Source organism: Marinobacter sp. UBA3607 (assembly GCF_002375525.1).
Taxonomy (GTDB): Bacteria; Pseudomonadota; Gammaproteobacteria; order Pseudomonadales; family Oleiphilaceae; genus Marinobacter; species Marinobacter vinifirmus.
Window position 1 is genome coordinate 129296 of record NZ_DFLY01000017.1, and the last position, 18302, is coordinate 147597.

15 protein-coding genes and 1 tRNA gene are annotated in these 18302 nt (G+C 60.5%); 10 read left to right on the top strand and 6 right to left on the bottom strand.

The window, feature by feature from the left end:
- Positions 1-18: 18 nt before the first annotated feature.
- The gene (gene prlC, locus B2589_RS06835) at positions 19-2064 is read right to left on the bottom strand and encodes an oligopeptidase A (protein WP_286816026.1); all 2046 of its coding nucleotides are present in this window, start codon (positions 2062-2064) and stop codon (positions 19-21) included.
- Positions 2065-2357: 293 nt separating this feature from the next.
- Here prlC and B2589_RS06840 point away from each other — a divergent pair, with 293 nt between their 5' ends.
- On the top strand, positions 2358-2897 hold the full coding sequence (locus tag B2589_RS06840) for a gamma carbonic anhydrase family protein (protein ID WP_286816027.1): 540 nt from the start codon (positions 2358-2360) through the stop codon (positions 2895-2897).
- Positions 2898-2904: 7 nt separating this feature from the next.
- Here the strand turns inward: B2589_RS06840 and aroE are convergent, their stop codons facing one another.
- From aroE to B2589_RS06865, 5 genes are all read right to left on the bottom strand, one after another.
- Complete coding sequence (gene aroE / locus B2589_RS06845) at positions 2905-3732, bottom strand: shikimate dehydrogenase (RefSeq protein ID WP_199457703.1); 828 nt, start codon at positions 3730-3732, stop codon at positions 2905-2907.
- The gene (gene hemF, locus B2589_RS06850) at positions 3722-4651 is read right to left on the bottom strand and encodes an oxygen-dependent coproporphyrinogen oxidase (RefSeq protein WP_199457702.1); all 930 of its coding nucleotides are present in this window, start codon (positions 4649-4651) and stop codon (positions 3722-3724) included. The genes aroE and hemF overlap by 11 nt, the downstream gene beginning before the upstream one ends.
- 8 nt (positions 4652-4659) lie before the next feature.
- Entirely contained in the window at positions 4660-5232 is a 573-nt protein-coding gene (locus B2589_RS06855; protein WP_022990437.1) for an L-threonylcarbamoyladenylate synthase, read from the bottom strand.
- 46 nt (positions 5233-5278) lie between these two features.
- Entirely contained in the window at positions 5279-6424 is a 1146-nt protein-coding gene (gene dprA / locus B2589_RS06860) for a DNA-processing protein DprA (RefSeq protein ID WP_286816028.1), read from the bottom strand.
- An 83-nt stretch (positions 6425-6507) separates the two neighbouring features.
- On the bottom strand, positions 6508-7524 hold the full coding sequence (locus B2589_RS06865; RefSeq protein ID WP_286816029.1) for a LysM peptidoglycan-binding domain-containing protein: 1017 nt from the start codon (positions 7522-7524) through the stop codon (positions 6508-6510).
- Positions 7525-7823: 299 nt separating this feature from the next.
- On the opposite strand from B2589_RS06865, the gene def reads away from it, so the two are divergent.
- The 9 genes from def to B2589_RS06910 all read left to right on the top strand — a co-directional run bounded on the left by def (position 7824) and on the right by B2589_RS06910 (position 18121).
- A complete protein-coding gene (gene def / locus B2589_RS06870; RefSeq protein ID WP_058342206.1) occupies positions 7824-8327 on the top strand; it encodes a peptide deformylase in 504 nt (167 codons plus the stop codon).
- A 92-nt stretch (positions 8328-8419) separates the two neighbouring features.
- A complete protein-coding gene (fmt, locus tag B2589_RS06875) occupies positions 8420-9355 on the top strand; it encodes a methionyl-tRNA formyltransferase (RefSeq protein WP_286816030.1) in 936 nt (311 codons plus the stop codon).
- A 2-nt stretch (positions 9356-9357) separates the two neighbouring features.
- Complete coding sequence (rsmB, locus tag B2589_RS06880; RefSeq protein ID WP_286816031.1) at positions 9358-10659, top strand: 16S rRNA (cytosine(967)-C(5))-methyltransferase RsmB; 1302 nt, start codon at positions 9358-9360, stop codon at positions 10657-10659.
- Positions 10656-12059, top strand: coding sequence for a Trk system potassium transporter TrkA (gene trkA / locus B2589_RS06885; protein WP_058342203.1), 1404 nt, complete (start codon positions 10656-10658; stop codon positions 12057-12059). Before rsmB ends, trkA begins: the two co-directional genes overlap by 4 nt.
- A 135-nt stretch (positions 12060-12194) precedes the next feature.
- On the top strand, positions 12195-13217 hold the full coding sequence (glyQ, locus tag B2589_RS06890; protein WP_022990430.1) for a glycine--tRNA ligase subunit alpha: 1023 nt from the start codon (positions 12195-12197) through the stop codon (positions 13215-13217).
- A 2-nt stretch (positions 13218-13219) separates the two neighbouring features.
- Entirely contained in the window at positions 13220-15301 is a 2082-nt protein-coding gene (gene glyS / locus B2589_RS06895) for a glycine--tRNA ligase subunit beta (RefSeq protein WP_286816033.1), read from the top strand.
- Between the two features lie 87 nt (positions 15302-15388).
- A tRNA-Pro gene (locus B2589_RS06900) sits at positions 15389-15465 on the top strand.
- A 128-nt stretch (positions 15466-15593) separates the two neighbouring features.
- Complete coding sequence (locus B2589_RS06905) at positions 15594-15914, top strand: nucleotide pyrophosphohydrolase (protein ID WP_232901969.1); 321 nt, start codon at positions 15594-15596, stop codon at positions 15912-15914.
- On the top strand, positions 15911-18121 hold the full coding sequence (locus B2589_RS06910) for a DUF2075 domain-containing protein (RefSeq protein ID WP_286816034.1): 2211 nt from the start codon (positions 15911-15913) through the stop codon (positions 18119-18121). The genes B2589_RS06905 and B2589_RS06910 overlap by 4 nt, the downstream gene beginning before the upstream one ends.
- Positions 18122-18302 lie beyond the last annotated feature (181 nt).

The window sequence follows — 18302 nt, forward strand, 5'->3', positions numbered from 1 at the left end:
CAACCGGGGTGGATTGTATCAGGCAGCTTCGTCCGTGATGCCGGTTTGTTTCAGCAGGGCATCCACCTGCGGTTCGCGGCCCCGGAAGGCTTTGAACAGTTCCATGGGCTCCTGGGAGCCGCCTTTTTCCAGGATATTGTGCAGGAAGGCCTGGCCGGTTTCCGGGTCGAAGATGCCTTTTTCTTCGAACAACGAGAAGGCATCCGCTGCCAGCACTTCCGCCCACTTGTAGCTGTAGTAGCCCGCGGCGTAACCGCCGGCGAAGATGTGGGAGAAGCCGTTGGGGAAGCGGTTGAATTCCGGCGACTGCACCACTGCAATGTCTTCCCGCACCTTGCGGTGCATGTCCAGCGGGTTGGTGGGGGCTTCGTCGGTGAATTCCGCATGCAGGCGGAAATCGAACAGCGAGAATTCGAGCTGGCGCACCATACCCATGCCGGACTGGAAGTTCTTCGCCGCCAGCAGTTTCTGCAGCAGGTCTTCCGGCAGGGGTTCGCCGGTTTCGTGGTGGCTGGCGATCAGGGCCAGGGATTCCGGGTTCCAGCACCAGTTTTCCAGGAACTGGCTGGGCAGTTCCACCGCATCCCAGGCCACGCCGTTGATGCCGGATACGTCCATCACCTCCACCTGCGTGAGCATGTGGTGCAGGCCGTGGCCGAATTCGTGGAACAGGGTGGTGACTTCGTCGTGGGTCAGCAGCGACGGCTTGCCATCCACCGGCGGGGTGAAGTTACAGGTCAGGAACGCCACCGGCAGCTGCAGCTTGCCGCGCATATCGCGCCAGCGCACCCGGCAGTCGGCCATCCAGGCACCGCCACGTTTACCCTGACGTGCGAACAGGTCGAGGTAGAACCAGGCGATGGGCTGGCCGTTGCGGCTGATGCAGTAGGCCTTGGCGTCTTCGTGCCAGGTTTCTACATCTGCGTGCTCCTCAATCTGCACATCAAACAACTTCTCCGTCACCCGGAACAGGCCCGGCACCACCTTATCCACAGGGAACCAAGGCCGCAGGGTTTCCGGGGAGATGTCGTACTGCTTCTGGCGCAGCTTCTCGCTGTAATAGCCGATGTCCCATGCCTGCAGGTCGTCCACGCCGTGCTCATCTTTCACAAACGCCTTCAGCTCGGTAATTTCCTTCTCCGCCTGCGGCTTGGACTTGGCCGCCAGCTGGTTCAGGAACTCCAGAACCTCGTCGGTACTGCGGGCCATCTTGGTGGCCAGGGAACGCTCGGCGTAGTTGTCAAAACCCAGCAACTGAGCCAGCGCGTGCCGACGCTTGAGAATCTCCGCCATCACCGGCGTATTGTCCCACGTGGCCGCATCCGGGCCCTGATCGGAGGCGCGGGTGACAAAGGCCTCGTACACCTCCCGGCGCAGTTCCCGGTTGTTGCAGTAAGTCATCACCGGGTAAAAGCTCGGGAAATCCAGGGTAATCACATAACCATCCAGCTCCTTCTGCCGGGCGGCCTGCTTCGCGCCTTCAATAGCCGTCTCCGGCAGGCCGGATAACTGGTCTACATCGGTAATATGCTTGAACCAGTGCTGGGTAGCATCCAGCACGTTGTCGCTGAACTTGTTGGACAACTCCGCCAGCTCCCGGGACAGATCCGCATAACGCTTCTTCTTGTCCTCCGGAAGATCCACACCACCCAGACGGAAATCCCGCAGGATGTTTTCAATAGACTTGCGCTGGGGCTCACTCAGCTCCTTGAAATCGTCCCGTGCAGCCAGCTTCTTATAGGCCTCGCACAGGGCACCATTCTGGCTCACTTCCGTGCTGTACTCGGTCAGCTTCTCCAGGCAGTTCTTGTACACCTTGCGCAGATCGTCGTTGTTCATCACACCGTTCAGGTGGGAAATCACCGACCAGGCGTTACTGAGCTTGTTCTCCAGCGCCTGCATGGGCTGGGCCAGGGTGTCCCAGGTGGGATCCTCCTGCTGCGCCAGCTCCTGAATTTTTACGCGGTTTTCGCTGAGAATCTGGTCAATCGCCGTTTCCATGTGCTCGGTGCGGATGTGACCAAATTTCGGTAACAAATCATCTGTCAAAAGCGGGTTATTCATAGGTCCCCTTCTCAGCTGTCCGGGTTTAGGTTACTTTCAGGCAACTCCAATGCTTGGGGGAGTCTTTGGGAGGAGGGCTTTCCAAAAATGTGCGGAGCCATGGATGGCGGAGCAGAAGCGCCACATGGGCTCAGCCGAGCGCTGATGAAGCGAAGCTTCATGCGACAGCTGAGCGACCGCAATCTGTGATTGCGGGCCGGACCCCGAAGGGGTGCCGAAGGAGCGTTTTTTGGAAAGCCCTCCTCCCAAAGACTCCTTCCCCTAAATTCGAGGCCAGTCAAAAGGTATATGTAATGGCAAATGTACGAACTCACAAGGGTACCACACCACAATTTGGCGAACGCACCTGGGTAGACGAGAGTGCGGTAGTGATCGGAGACGTACAAATGGGCGAAGACTGCTCCGTCTGGCCCATGACCGTCATCCGCGGCGACATGCACAAAATCCGCATCGGCGACCGCTGCAGCATCCAGGACGGCTCCGTACTGCACATCACCCACGCCAGCGACTTCAACCCCGGCGGTTGGCCGCTGATCCTCGGTGACGACGTCACCGTCGGCCACAAAGCCCTGCTGCACGGCTGCACCATCGGCAGCCGCGTACTCGTCGGCATGGGCTGCACCGTCATGGATGGTGCCGTAGTAGAAGACGAAGTCATCATCGGAGCCGGCACCCTGGTACCGCCGGGCAAACGACTGGAATCCGGTTACCTGTACGTGGGCTCGCCGTGCAAGCAGGCCCGGGCGCTGAGCGAGAAGGAAAAAACGTTCTTCAAATACACTGCAGCTAACTATGTGAAACTGAAAGACGAATACCTGAACGCCTCCGAATAACGCCTCATCAGTCGTTACGCAGCTCGTCGATCACGGGGGCGGTCTCCGGCCGCACCCCACGCCATACATAAAACGATTCTGCTGCCTGCTCCACCAGCATGCCCAGCCCGTCATACACCCGGGTAGCACCGTTGTCCTGTGCCCACTGGTTGAAGGTGGTGGTCTGCAGGGAATACATCATGTCATACACCACCGTGTTGCCCCCCAGAATCGACGCCGGCACCGGCGGCAGGTCACCCTGAAGGCTGGCGCTGGTGCCGTTGATCACCAGGTCAAACGCTCCGGTTGCCTGTTCGAAGCCGCAGGCAAAGAGTTCGGTATCACCGGCTTCAGCGGCAAACAGCCGTACCAGCGCCTCGGCCTTGGCCACGGTGCGATTAGCGATGGTCAGGCTGGCGGGCGCTTCCGCCAGAACCGGCCCAAGCACGCCCCGCACGGCACCGCCGGCACCCAATACCAGGATTCGCAGGCCTTTGAGGGCCACGCCGTGGTTGCGGGTGAGGTCCCGCACCAGGCCAACACCGTCGGTGTTGTCAGCCACCAGGGCATCGTCGGCATCCAGGTACAGGGTGTTGGCGGCGCCGGCTTTTTCCGCCCGTGGTGTGCGGTGTTCTGCCTGGGTCCAGGCCTGTTCCTTGAACGGTACGGTTACGTTCAGGCCTCTGCCGCCACGCTCGAAAAAGTGCCGTACCGTACCGGAAAAGTCCTCCAGCGGTGCCTGTATCGCGGTGTACTCCACCGGCTCGCCGGTCTGGCTGGCAAACAGGCTGTGAATACGGGGGGATTTACTGTGGCTGATGGGGTTGCCCACCACCGCATAGAGTTCATTCGTCATCGCTTTGCTCCAGCCAGTTCCGTCCGGTCAGGAAATAATCCGTCAAACGCGCCTCTTCGCTGCCCGGCTCCGGCTTCCGGTCGTAGTCCCAACGCACCAGCGGCGGCAGTGACATCAGGATAGACTCGGTGCGCCCGCCGGACTGCAACCCGAACAGGGTGCCCCGGTCGTACACCAGGTTGAACTCCACATAGCGACCACGGCGGTAAAGCTGGAATTCCCGCTCCCGCTCGCCCCAGGGGGTGTCCATCCGGCGCCTGACAATCGGCTCGTAAGCCTCTATGTAACTGTCGCCCACCGCCTGCATAAAGGCAAAGTCCTGCTCGAAGTTTCCGGTGTTGTAGTCATCGAAGAACAGGCCGCCCACGCCCCGGGGCTCCTGGCGGTGCTTCAGGTAGAAATAGTCGTCGCACCACTGCCTGAACTTCGGGTACACCTCGTCGCCGAACGGCTGGCAGGCGTTACGGGCCGTCTGGTGCCAGTGCACGCAATCGTCATCAAAACCGTAGTAGGGGGTCAGGTCGTAGCCGCCGCCAAACCAGTACACCGGCTCGCCGTCTTTCGGGGTGGCAATGAAAAAGCGCACGTTAGCGTGGGAGGTCGGCACATAGGGGTTCTCCGGGTGTATCACCAGTGATACACCCATGGCCTGCCAGGGAGCACCGGCCAGGTGCGGGCGATGCGCCGTGGCAGAAGCCGGCATGGTATCGCCCATCACATGGGAAAAGTTCACCCCGCCTTTTTCGATCACACCGCCATCGGCCATCACCCGGCTGATACCACCGCCACCCTCCGGCCGGTCCCAGCTGTCACGAATGAAGGAAGCGCGGCCATCCACCGCCTCCAGCCGCTGGCAGATGCGATCCTGAAGGCTCAGAAGGTATTCTTTTACGGCCCGGGTATCCGGCTGCTGTGACATGCTTGCTCCTAACGAAACTGTTTTCCGGTAACGATATCAATAATCCGGCTGGGTTTGCGGTTGCCGCCCAGGGCGCCGGGCACGATGCGGTCGAGCTGATTGCCGAAATAGCGGCGCACCTGCCAGATGTTGCGGGCCGGCTGGCGGCCAGCCGGGTTGCAGGAAGTCGACACCAGCGGCATGCCGGTGGCCTCGCACAGGTCGCGAACCACCGGGTGGTCACTCACGCGCACGGCAATGGTGCTGTGCCGGCCGCGAACCCAGTCCGGGATCTGTTCCAGCACATCCGGCACCAGGCAGGTGATCGGCCCGGGCCAGTGTTGCTCGGCTTCCCATTGCAACACCCGGGGCAGGGGATCCAGCAGGAAGCGTACCTGCTCCACCGAGGCGGCCACCAGGATCATGCCCTTTTCCATGGGCCGCTGCTTGAGCTCCAGGATCCGCTCAACCGCGTCCTGGTTCCAGGGATCGCAGCCCAGGCCCCAGACTGCTTCGGTAGGGTAGGCAATCACGCCGCCGGCCAGCACGGTGCGCCGGGCACAGTGTAATTGCCAGGGATTCAGGGAAGACTTCGCCGCCATAGTGAAACCGGTCAATCCACACAGATTATGGGTGATGATGCACCGGTCAGCCGGCTCTCAGGTAGCCTCCCGGAGCCGAATGGGCCAGCCCTTCCAGTTCCAGTAACAACAGGGACTGCATCAGCTGGTCCGCTGGCAGGCCGGTGAGCTGGCCCAGTGCATCGGTAGATTGCGGATCATACCCCAAAGCCTCGAACACCGCGATTTCCCGGCTATCCAAACCGGCCAGCACCGGCCCTTTATCCACAGCCTCCCCAGCCTCCGGTTGCGCCTGCATGGACCACCAGGTGCCCAGCTCTTCCAGGATGTCATCAGCGGTTTCCACCAACCTGGCCCCCTGTTTGATCAACTGGTGGCAGCCCCGGGCTACCGGGCTGTGCACCGAACCGGGAATGGCGAACACTTCCCGGCCCTGTTCCAGCGCGGTGCGGGCCGTAATCAGCGAACCGCTCTTCAGGCTGGCCTCCACGACCAGTACACCCCGGCTAAGGCCACTGATAATCCGGTTACGCTGAGGGAAGTAGGCGGCCCGGGCCTGAGTGCCGGGCGGGTATTCCGAGACAATCAGGCCGTTTTCGATAATCCGGTGTGCCAGCTGCCGGTGCTGGGCGGGATACAGCCGGTCGAGCCCGCAACCCACCACCGCGACGGTCGGATGACCGGCATCCAGGGCACCTGCATGGGCAGCACCATCAATCCCCAAAGCCAGGCCGCTGGTCACCAGCAAACCCCGCCGGCCCAGCTCGGCAGCGAATTTCCGGGCATGGTCCAGGCCCGTACGGGTGGCGTTGCGACTGCCCACCACACCAATCTGGTCCTGCAGCAACAAGCCGGTATCGCCCAGTGCATATAGCAGCATGGGCGCATCGTGTATCTGGCGCAGGGCTTCCGGGAAGTGGTCATGGTGCTGGCCGATCAGCCGGATGCCGTGCTGCCGGCATTGCGACCGGATTTGCATCAGTTCCGTCAGCACCGGGTGCGACAGGTTTTCGGTTTGCCAGCCATGGATCGCCGACATGGTTTCAGCCGACAGCCCCAGCGCTTTCAGGGTGGCCGGGTTCATCGACAAGACATCGGTCAGGCAGTCGGCATTGGCCAGCACCCGCTCGCGGGCACGGGTGGCAAAGCGGGGTAACAGGGAAAGCAGCAGCCACTGGTTGTCCAGCGACCGGTCAAGACTCGATACAGACATTTTTTCATCCTTGAAAACAACAATGGCCGAACACTCCGGTCCGGCCATTTTACCTCAGCACACAGGCCTGATCAGGCCCCGGCTTAAGGGTTAACTACCTTGTCGCCCACCGCCAGCGGGCGGGTCGCCTTGAGAATCAGGCCGTAGCTCATCTTCTCGTAGGTCTGGAACACCATCAGCAGGCCAGCACGCTCGGACGGAAGCTCGATGGTTTCATTAGTAACCGGGTCACGCACCAGGTTGCCACTCTTGAGAATGGCCATCACGTTGCCAGGCTTCAGGCCTTCACGCTCGCCACGGTTGATCGCCACCACGTTGTACTGGCCAATCTGGTTTACACCGCCGTCTACCGAGATCATCACGCCTTCGATGTCCTGATCCGGAGCACTGGGCACAAAGTTGGTGGTCAGGCGACGGTCTTCGTTCACCAGCAGACGGTCGCCAATGCGCACTTCCTCGCTGGACTTGTTCAGGTTAACGGTCAGGACGTCGCCGTCCTCAGCCGCAACGGTACCGCGGGCAATGCTGCGGGCTTCCAGGCCCAGGAATTCGCCGGTTTCCGGATCACGGAATTCCTTGCTGCGGCGGAACACACCCACGCGGTCGGCGGGCTTCTCGCCACGGGCGTAGATCTTGTCGCCGGCACCAGTAATGATGCGGCTGTCTTCACCTTCCAGCACGTAGGGCGCACCGTTCAGTTCTTCCGGCGACACAATGCGGGTATCGGTCAGGAAGCTGGCAATGGCGTCCAACGGGATGGCAGGAATGGGAGTGTCGATGGCTTCAGAACGCACCTGGGGCGACAGCTTCACCACATCACTGGTGGCTACCTTGGTGATGCGCGGTTTGCCGTCGATGTAGACCAGCGCCAGGCGATCGCCCGGGTAGATCAGATGAGGGTTGGCAACCTGCGGGTTCACATGCCAGATTTCCGGCCAGTACCAGGGATTGTTCAGGAACCGCCCTGAAATGTCCCAAAGGGTATCCCCTTTAACGACAGTGTAACGCTCAGGATGATCAGCCCTGAACTCGGGTTCTGCATGGGCCCAGGAGGTAAACAGCAGCGCCGTGGCTGCCAGAGCGTACAACAGTTTCCTCATTGTCTGTATCCTTGATCGCGTGCCTAGAATCTATACGTTAGGTAATGCCGCTGCGGTAGGCCGGCAGCTTATTACGTTGTTATTCCCGTTACTATAGAAGAAGTCTGGCGATTTGTGATGTTATCTTTTGTTCTTCCAGTGAATTCTTTGGTTTCCCTGAAAGATTTTAGCTATCGACTGATCAGTTTGTACTCAATCGGTAATTTATCGGATAATACAGGCCAAGACGTTACTTCATGATAGGTTCATGAAGAAATTTTGCGCAGACCGCTGTCGCATTTCAGAGAAGCCAAGGCACTATGATTCTAGAAATTCTTGAGTATCCGGATCCCCGTCTTCGCACCATCGCCAAGCCGGTGAATGAGGTGACCGACGAAATCCGCACCCTGATCGACGATATGTTCGAGACCATGTACGATGCCCGCGGCATTGGCCTGGCGGCTACCCAGGTAGACGTGCACAAGCAGATCATCGTGATGGACCTGTCCGAAGACAAGAGCGAGCCCCGGGTATTCATCAACCCGAAGGTGGAAGTGCTGGACGGAGACCTGGAAGCCATGCAGGAAGGCTGCCTGTCGGTACCCGGCTTCTACGAAGATGTGAAGCGTATCGAACACTGCCGGATTACCGCCAAAGACCGTAACGGCGAAGAGTTCGTCCTTGAAGCCGAAGGCCTGCTGGCCGTGTGTATCCAGCACGAAATGGATCACCTGAACGGCAAGCTGTTTGTGGATTACCTCAGCTCGCTCAAGCGCAACCGCATTCGCAAGAAGCTGGAAAAGCTGCACAAGCAGAGCGCCTGAGACAATGGCTGAAGCATCGCCAGCGCAGAACTGAATTCAGACCGGGTTACGACCCGGTTTTTTCGTATCAACGACACAGAGAAGCAACCACCGTGCGCATTGTTTTTGCCGGAACACCGGATTTTGCCGCCATTGCCCTGAAGGCCCTGCTGGAAGCCGGCCATAATGTGGTGGGCGTATACAGCCAGCCCGACCGCCCTGCTGGCCGTGGCCGCAAACTCATGCCCAGCCCGGTCAAACAAGTGGCGCTGGATGCCGGCATTCCCGTGTTCCAGCCGGTCAGCCTGAAGCCCGAAGAGGCCCAACAGGAGCTGGCGGCACTGCAACCGGATGTGATGATCGTCGCCGCCTATGGCCTGATTCTGCCCAAGGCGGTGCTGGAGATCCCGGCCCACGGTTGCCTGAACATCCACGCCTCCCTGTTGCCACGCTGGCGCGGTGCCGCCCCGATCCAGCGGGCCATCGCCGCCGGCGATGCCGAATCCGGTATTACCATCATGCAGATGGATGAAGGCCTGGACACCGGTGCCATGCTGCTGAAAGTGAGCACTCCTATAAACGCCGACGACACCGGCGGCAGCCTGCACGACCGACTTGCCGACATGGGCGGCGAAGCCATCGTGGACGCACTGGCCCGGCTGGCACAAGGGGAGCTGACCGGAGAGCCCCAGGACGATGCCGACGCCAACTACGCCCATAAGCTGTCCAAGGAAGAAGGCCACATCGACTGGAGCCGCAGCGCCACCGACATCGAACGACTGATCCGCGCCTTCAACCCCTGGCCCGGCACCTTTACCGACCTGGGCGAACAACGCATCCGCATTCACCGGGCATCTGCGCTGGAGCAGGGCAGCGGCAAAGCCCCCGGCACGGTACTGAGCCGGGAGCGGGACGGCGTTGACGTGGCCTGCGGCACCGGCAGCCTGAAAATCACCTCGGTCCAGTTGCCGGGCAGCAAAGCCCAGAGCATCAACGACCTGATCAACGGCGGCAAGCAGGTCCTGTTGCCCGGCCAGGAGCTGAACTGACCATGGCCTACCAGCCCCTGCCATTTCGCGCCGTCGCCGCCAACGTGTTGCTGGCGGTGGAAAACGGCCAGTCACTGACACAATGCCTGCCGCCTGCCCTGAACCAGTTACCGCCGGAGCAACGGCCCCAGCTGCAAGCCATCTGCTACGGCACCTGCCGCTGGTTTCACCGGCTTGACGGCGAGCTGAACCAGCGCCTGAAAAAGCCCCTGCGCAAGCCGGACCGGGTTGTTCACCACCTGATGCTGGTGGCCTTATTCCAGCTGCGATTCAGCGAACAAGCCACCTACGCGGTGCTGAACGAAACCGTGGAAGCCTGCCGGGCGCTGGACAAGCCCCACCTGACCGGGCTGGTCAACGGCGTACTGCGGGCGGCCGAAAGGGAAGGGGCGCCGGAGCCGAACGACGACAGCAGCCGCTACAGCCACCCGGTGTGGATGGTGGAAAAGCTGCGCCACAACTGGCCGGAAGACTGGCAGGCCATTCTGGACGCCAACAACACCCAGGCCCCCATGACCCTGCGGGTCAATGCCCTGCGTTTCCGCCGTGAGGAATACCTGGATTTGCTGGCCGAGGCCGGTATCGAGGCCAGGCCAACCCGTTTCGCCCCCCACGGCATTCAGCTGGAACGCCCGGTACCGGTCGAGCGCCTGCCCTGGTTCGAAGACGGCGGCGCCAGCGTCCAGGACGAAGCCGCCCAGCTGTGTACCACCATGCTGGACCTGCAACCGGGCCAGCGGGTACTGGATGCCTGCGCTGCTCCCGGCGGCAAGACCTGCGCCATCCTGGAAGCCTGTGGCGAACTGGATGAAGTGGTCGCCATCGACGAATCCGCCGAGCGCCTGCCCCGGGTGCAGGAAAACCTCGACCGGCTCGACCTGCACGCCACCCTGAAACAGGCGGATGCCGCCGATATCGACAGCTGGTGGGATGGCACCCCGTTCGACCGCATCCTGCTGGACGTACCCTGCAGCGCCACCGGCGTGATCCGCCGGCACCCGGACATCAAACTGCTGCGCCGGGAGTCCGACATTGTGCCCCTGGCCAGTATCCAGCTTGGCCTGCTCGAGGCCATGTGGTCTATCCTGAAACCGGGTGGCCGGCTGGTGTATGCCACCTGTTCGGTGTTTCCCCAGGAGAACCACCGTATAATCCAGCGATTCCTCAAGCAGCAGGAACAGGCAACGCTGGTTCAGATCAATGCCGACTGGGGCCGCGACATGGACACCGGGCGCCAGCTGCTACCAGCCCCGGACAGCCACGACGGCTTTTTCTATGCCGTGCTGGAGAAACCTGACGCATGAAAATCCTGATTCTCGGCGCCGGCCAGGTGGGCGGCACCCTCGCTGAAAACCTGGCCAACGAAGCCAACGACATCACCGTGGTGGACAACGACAGCGTGCGCCTGCGGGAACTGCAGGACCGGCTGGATATCCGCACCATGCACGGCCGGGCCTCGTACCCCACCATCCTGAAAGATGCCGGCGCCGAAGACGCCGACATGGTGATTGCGGTCACCAACAGCGATGAAACCAATATGGTGGCCTGCCAGGTCACCAAGCTGCTGTACAAGACCCCCACCACCATCTGCCGCGTGCGGGCCGGGGCGTATCTGGGCAAGCAGGAACTGTTCTATAACCGGGATACCGAAAAAGAACTGGACCGTTTGCGGGGCTTCCCGATTGATGTACTGATCAGCCCGGAACACCTGGTGACCCAGCACATAACCCGGCTGATCGAATATCCCGGCACCCTACAGGTGCTGGAGTTCTCCAAGGGCCTGGCACGGCTGGTGGCCATTCGGGCGACCCAGGGTGGCCCGCTGGTCGGGCGGGAGCTGTCTTACCTGCGTACCCACATGCCCAAGATCGACACCCGGGTAGCGGCCATCTTCCGCAAAGACCGCGCCATCATGCCCCAGGGCGACACGGTGATCGAAGACGGCGACGAGGTGTTCTTCATTGCCGCCGCCGACCACATCCGCTCGGTGATGAGCGAACTGCAGCCGCTGTCCAAACCCTACAAGCGCATCTTTATCTGTGGTGGCGGCAACATCGGCTACCGCCTGGCCAACACCCTGGAAAGCCGCTACCAGGTCAAGATCCTGGAGCGGGACCACGAACGCTGTGTGATGCTGTCCGAGCGTCTGCAGAAAACCGTGGTGCTGGAAGGCAATGCCGCCAACAAGGACATCCTTCTGGAAGAAAACATCGAAAGCACCGATGTATTCTGTGCCGTTACCAACGACGACGAAGCCAACATCATGGCGTCGTTGCTGGCCAAGCGCCTGGGTGCCCGCAAGGTACTGACCCTGATCAACAACCCGGACTACGTAGACCTGATCCAGGGCGGCGACATCGACGTGGCGATTTCTCCCCAGCAGACCACCATCGGCAGCCTGCTCACCCACGTGCGCCGTGGCGACGTAGTAAATGTTCACTCACTGCGCCGGGGCGCGGCCGAGGCCATCGAAGCGATTGCCCATGGCGATCACCGGTCCTCCAAGGTGGTGGGCAAGCGGCTGGATGAAATCCACCTGCCGCCGGGCACCACCATCGGGGCCATCGTGCGCCATAACGAAGTGCTGATCGCCCACGACCACCTGCGGGTGCAGCCGGACGACCACGTGATCCTGTTCCTGGTGGACAAATCCCGCATCCGGGATGTCGAAAAACTGTTCCAGGTGGGCCTCACCTTCTTCTGATTGACCCCAGACAAAACAACACCCTGGCTGGCACTTAGAAATGCAGCGCCAGCCAGCGTATAATGCGCGTTTTCATTTTTCGGAGTGCTCCGCAAAGCGGGGCGCCACACACAGACTGACCAGCAGGCAAACGTCGTGACAGACAAGGCAACCAACAACTCCGCGCCGGATATCAAGACCTTCCAGGGTCTGATCCTGGCATTGCAGAATTTCTGGGCGCAGCACGGCTGCGTGGTTCTCCAGCCCCTCGACATGGAAGTGGGCGCCGGTACTTTCCACCCGGCCACTTTCCTGCGCTCCATCGGCCCGGAAACCTGGAACTCCGCCTACGTTCAGCCCAGCCGCCGCCCCACCGACGGCCGCTACGGCGAAAACCCGAACCGCCTGCAGCATTACTACCAATTCCAGGTAGTGCTTAAGCCGTCACCGGACAACATCCAGGAGCTGTATCTGGATTCACTGCGCGCCCTGGGCCTGGACCCGCTGGTGCACGACATCCGCTTTGTCGAAGACAACTGGGAATCCCCGACACTGGGCGCCTGGGGCCTGGGCTGGGAAATCTGGCTGAACGGCATGGAAGTCACCCAGTTTACCTACTTCCAGCAAGTGGGCGGCCTGGAATGCTATCCCGTCACCGGCGAGCTGACCTACGGCCTTGAGCGCATCGCCATGTACATCCAGGGCGTGGACAGCGTGTACGACCTGGTCTGGACCAACGGCCCGGATGGCGTGGTTACCTACGGCGACGTGTTCCACCAGCAAGAGGTGGAGATGTCCACCTACAACTTCGAGCACGCCGACACCGAGTTCCTGTTCCACAGCTTCGATGTGTACGAGCGGGAAAGCGCCCGCCTGATCGAAGCCGGCCTGCCGCTGCCCGCCTACGAGCAGGTACTCAAGGCCTCCCACACTTTCAACCTGCTGGATGCCCGCCACGCCATTTCCGTGACCGAGCGCCAGCGTTTCATCCTGCGTGTACGCACCCTGGCACGTTCAGTCGCCCAGGCCTACTTCGAAAGCCGCCGCAAGCTGGGCTTCCCGCTGGCTCCAGAGCATCTCCGCAAGGAAGTACTGGCTGCCGCTGAAGCCGCCGACGCCAAGGCCAGCAAGAAGGGCAAGAAAGCCAACAAGGCACCGCAGGAACAGGGGAACGCATAATCATGGCAAAACAGGATTTTCTGGTCGAACTGGGTACCGAGGAACTGCCTCCGAAAGCCCTCAAGCCACTGTCTGACGCCTTCACCCAGGGCATTGTCAAAGGCCTGGAAGAAGCCGGCGTAGAATTCGGTGCCGTGGAAAGCTTCGCGGCCCCCCGCCGCCTGGCCGTGCGCATCCGTAACCTGGCCGATGCCCAGCCTGACAAGGCGGTCGAAAAGCGCGGCCCGGCCGTAAAAGCCGCCTTCGACGACTCCGGCAACCCCACCCGGGCGCTGACTGGCTTTGCCACCTCCCTGGGCATTACCCCGGACCAGCTCGACACCCTGGAAACCGACAAGGGCGCCTGGCTGGTGTATCGCACCGTCGAAAAGGGCAAGCCCACCGTCGAACTGATGCCCGAGCTGGTGGAGAAATCCCTGGCCGCACTGCCCATTCCCAAGCGCATGCGCTGGGGTGCCGGCAAAACCGAATTCGTACGCCCGGTGCACTGGCTGGTGCAGCTTTACGGCAACACCGTGATTGAAACGCCGGTGATGAACCTGAAGCCCGGCAACAAAACCCGCGGCCACCGGTTCCACTGCCCGAAAGAGCTGATTGTACCGACCCCGGCCGACTACGAAGTGGTGCTGAAGCAGGAAGGCTACGTACTGGCGGACTTCGCCGAGCGCCGCGAGCAGATCCGTGCCGGCGTCAACGCCTTGGCCGAGAAAGAAGCCAACGGCAAGGCCGTGATCGACGAAGACCTGCTGGACGAAGTCACCGCGCTGAACGAGTGGCCGGTACCGCTGATGGGCCGCTTTGAAGACCGCTTCCTGGAAGTCCCGGCCGAAGCGCTGATCTCTTCCATGAAGGAGCACCAGAAGTACTTCCACGTGGTGGATGCCAGCGGCAACATGCTGCCGCTATTCATCACCGTGGCCAACCTGGAAAGTAAAGACCCTTCACAGGTGATCTCCGGTAACGAGAAAGTGATCCGCCCGCGCCTGTCGGATGCCGCCTTCTTCTACGAGACCGACCGCAAGACCAGGCTGGAAGACCGTATCGAGGCCCTCAAGCCCATCGTGTTCCAGGACAAGCTCGGCAGCATTTACGACAAATCTGTGCGGGTAGCAGCCCTGGCGAAGAAGATCGCCGAGGCCATCAACAGCGACCCGGCCCTGGCCGAACGTGCCGCCATGTTGGCCAAGACCGACCTGGTGACCGAAATGGTGCTGGAGTTCACCGACCTTCAGGGCATCATGGGCCAGTACTACGCTGCCAACGATGGTGAGCACGAAGACGTCGCCAAGGCCCTGAACGAGCAGTACATGCCGCGCTTCGCCGGCGACGACCTGCCCACTACCCTGACCGGTTGTGCCGTGGCCATCGCTGACCGTATCGACTCGCTGGTAGGCCTGTTCGGCATCAACCAGCCGCCGTCCGGCACCCGTGACCCGTTCGCCCTGCGCCGGGCTTCCCTGGGTGTGCTGCGCATCATCATCGAGCGTCAGCTGCCGCTGGACCTGCAGACCGTGTGCGAGTGGGCCGAGCAGAACTTCACCGTGCTGACCGAGAACAACACCGCCAGCACCGTAGTGGACTACATGCTTGACCGCTTCCGCGCCCATTACGACGAGCAGGGCATTGGCGCCGAAGTGTACCTGGCCGTACACGCCCGCCGCCCGACCCGCCCGCTGGACTTTGACCGCCGGGTAAAAGCCGTGGAAGCCTTCCGCCAGCTGCCGGAAGCCCAGGCCCTGGCCGGCGCCAACAAGCGGGTGTCCAACATCCTCACCAAGCAGGGTGGCGACAGCATCGGCGAGGCTGTGGACAACTCACTGCTGCAGGATGCCGCCGAAAAGAACCTGGCCGCCAGGGTAGAAGAGCAGGCGCAGAAAGTACTGCCGCTGTTCGAACAGGGCGACTACGCCAGCGCGCTGACCTCCCTGGCCAGCCTGCGCGAGCCGGTAGACACCTTCTTTGACGAAGTCATGGTGATGGCAGACGACGAGGCCGTGCGCAACAACCGCCTGGCCCTGCTGAACCGCCTGCGCAACCTGTTCCTGCGGGTAGCCGACATCTCCCTGCTGCCAACCGCAGGCTGAAGGGCGGCTCCGCAGTTATACGGATAAATTTCCCCACGGATGGGGGTAGTAAAACGGCCGGCAATCCGTATAATACCGGCCGTTGATCGGCGTGTAGCGCAGCTTGGTAGCGCACTTCGTTCGGGACGAAGGGGTCGGAGGTTCGAATCCTCTCACGCCGACCATTTTCCCTCCTTGTTTTGTCTTTTCCTGTTTTAGTTTTCCAACGCTGTTTCATTCCGGGTTCTTACACCCCAAGCCCATGAATTTCTGTATCCTTAGTAAATCTGCTCATGATTAAAGGGGTATTTTGATGAATGAGGCGATCGCCCGGCTACGTCAGTTCCGGGATGACAGAGACTGGAAACAATTCCACAACCCGAAGGACCTGTCACTGGCCCTGAGTATCGAGGCGTCGGAACTGCTGGAGCTGTTCCTGTGGAAATCTCCGGACCAGGCCGATGTCAGCAAGGTGAAGGAAGAACTAGCCGACGTAATTGCCTATGCGTTGCTGCTGGCAGACAGCTATGAGCTGGACGTGGAACAGATTGTTCTCGACAAGATTGCCCTGAACGAAAAGAAATACCCGGTCAGCAAAGCCAGGGGAACCGCGAAGAAGTACACCGAGCTATGAGCCATTCGCCGATGGTGGAGATTCAGCGCTACCCCTTCAGCCGGGATGCCCTGAACGACCTGCGCGATAATGCTTTTGCCGCGGGCAACTGGCCCCTGGTTTACGTACTCAGTGACGAAAAGCGCCGGCGCGCCTACATCGGCGAAACCACCGACACGCTCACCCGCATGAGCACCCACCTCAAGCATGACGAAAAGCAGCTGCTGACTGCGGTTCACCTGATCACCAGCGAGTACTTCAACAAATCCGCCACCCTGGATGTGGAATCCCTGCTGATCAAGTACATGGCCGCCGATGGCAAGTACACCCTGCTCAATGGCAACCTGGGGCTGGCTGACCACAACTATTACCAGCGCGGTGCCCTGTATGAAGAGGTATTCCGGGAAGTCTGGAACCGGTTGATTGCCAAGGGGGTTGTGTCCCGCACCCTGGACCACCTTGATAACTCCGATGTCTTCAAATACTCCCCCTACAAATCCCTGTCCTTCGATCAGCGCCAGGGTCTGCTCACCATCATGCACGAGCTGCTCAACCCCGGTGTGAAGAACATCGTGGTGGAAGGTGGAGCCGGCACCGGCAAATCCGTGCTGGCGATCTTTCTGTTCAAGCTGCTGCATTCGGAAGAACACCAGGTCAATCTGAGGGAATTCTCCGAGGAAGAGGCCGAAATCCACTCTTTGCTCTCGTCGCTCAAGGCCCTCATACCAAAACCGAAAATGGCATTGGTGGTGCCCATGACCTCGTTCCGAACCACCCTGAAGAAAGCCTTCAGGCATGTTGCCGGGCTCAGCCCCGACATGGTCATCAGCCCGTCTGAGCTGACCAGACAACGCTACGATATTGTGCTGGTGGACGAGTCCCACCGCTTGCGCAAACGCAAGAACCTGGGTGCTTACTTCGGCAGTTTCGACAAGGCCTGTACCGCGCTGGGCATGGACAAGCACACCTGCAGCGAAGTGGACTGGGTGTGCCAGCAGGCGGACAAGGCGATCTTTTTCTACGACGAAGGCCAGTCCATCAAACCGTCTGACGCCAATGTTGAGGTGTTTCAGCGCCTGAAAGCTGCCAAGGGTTCAGTGACTCACCGATTACTCTCCCAGTTCCGGGTCAAGGCCGGGCAGCCCTATGTGGAGTTTGTGGATAAGTTACTGAACGGCCGTGTTGATGACGGAGTGGTGTTCACCGCCAAGAACTACGAGTTTGAGGTGTTCGACTCCCTCAAGGACCTGGTCCGTACCATCAACGAAAAGGAGGAGCAGGTCGGGCTGTCACGGCTGATCGCCGGTTACTCCTGGCCCTGGGCCTCGAAGAAGGATAGTGAGGCCTACGACATCGTGATCGACGATGTTCAGCTCCGCTGGAACAGCACTAATACCGACTGGATCAACAAGGATGGCTCACACCGGGAAGTCGGCTGCATTCATACCACGCAGGGCTATGACCTGAACTACGCGGGGATTATCTTCGGAGAGGAGATCCGGTACGACCCGGAAAGCCAGTCCATAGTCATCGAAAAGGATAACTATCACGACCGCACCGGCGGTCAGGGCATCAAAGACCCGGAAGAGCTGAAGCAATACATCATCAACATCTACCGAACCATCATGCTGCGCGGCATCCGCGGCACCTTTGTCTACGCTTGTGACGATACACTGCGCGAATATCTGAAACAGCACATTCCGGTTCATGCTGCTCACGTCGAAAAGCCTGAAGCCACCAACGTGGTGGAGTTGAAACCTTATGTGAACGCCGTGCCGCTGTTTGACCTGCAGGCGGCTGCGGGGGATTTCGGAGCACTCAGTGATGTCACCGACCTTGACCCTACCCAGCACCCAGACTGGGTCGCAGTTCCCGACGGAGTCCGGGTCCGCGAAGACATGTTTGCCTGCCGGGTGATCGGCGAATCCATGAATCGGGTTATTCCCAATGGTGCCCTGTGCCTGTTTCGGACTGACCCTGGTGGTTCCCGAAACGGCAAGACGGTTCTGGTGGAGAGTATGGACAGCATTGATGCCGACTCAGAGTCACGCTACACAGTGAAGGTCTACGAAAGCTTTAAGACTGAAGACAAATACGGCTGGCGCCACACCCACATTCAACTGAAGCCCAACTCTTACGACAGTAGTTTTCGGCCCCTTCTCTTGACGGACGAAGAAGCTCTTCAATATCGGGTGGTTGGGGAGTTTGTTGGTGTTATTGATGGGTAGTATACAGATCAAAGGGGTTTGACAACCCAAACCCACCATATCAGACTTCAAAGCACATCAGCCCCTTGGCAGTAAGCCTCCCTCAACTATCCCGAGAGTGTGCCGAGCCCTTGGGGCTTTTCTGTTTATGGAAAACCACGGCGCTTTCAGCGTCATGGAACATGGGGAAAGGACAATACCC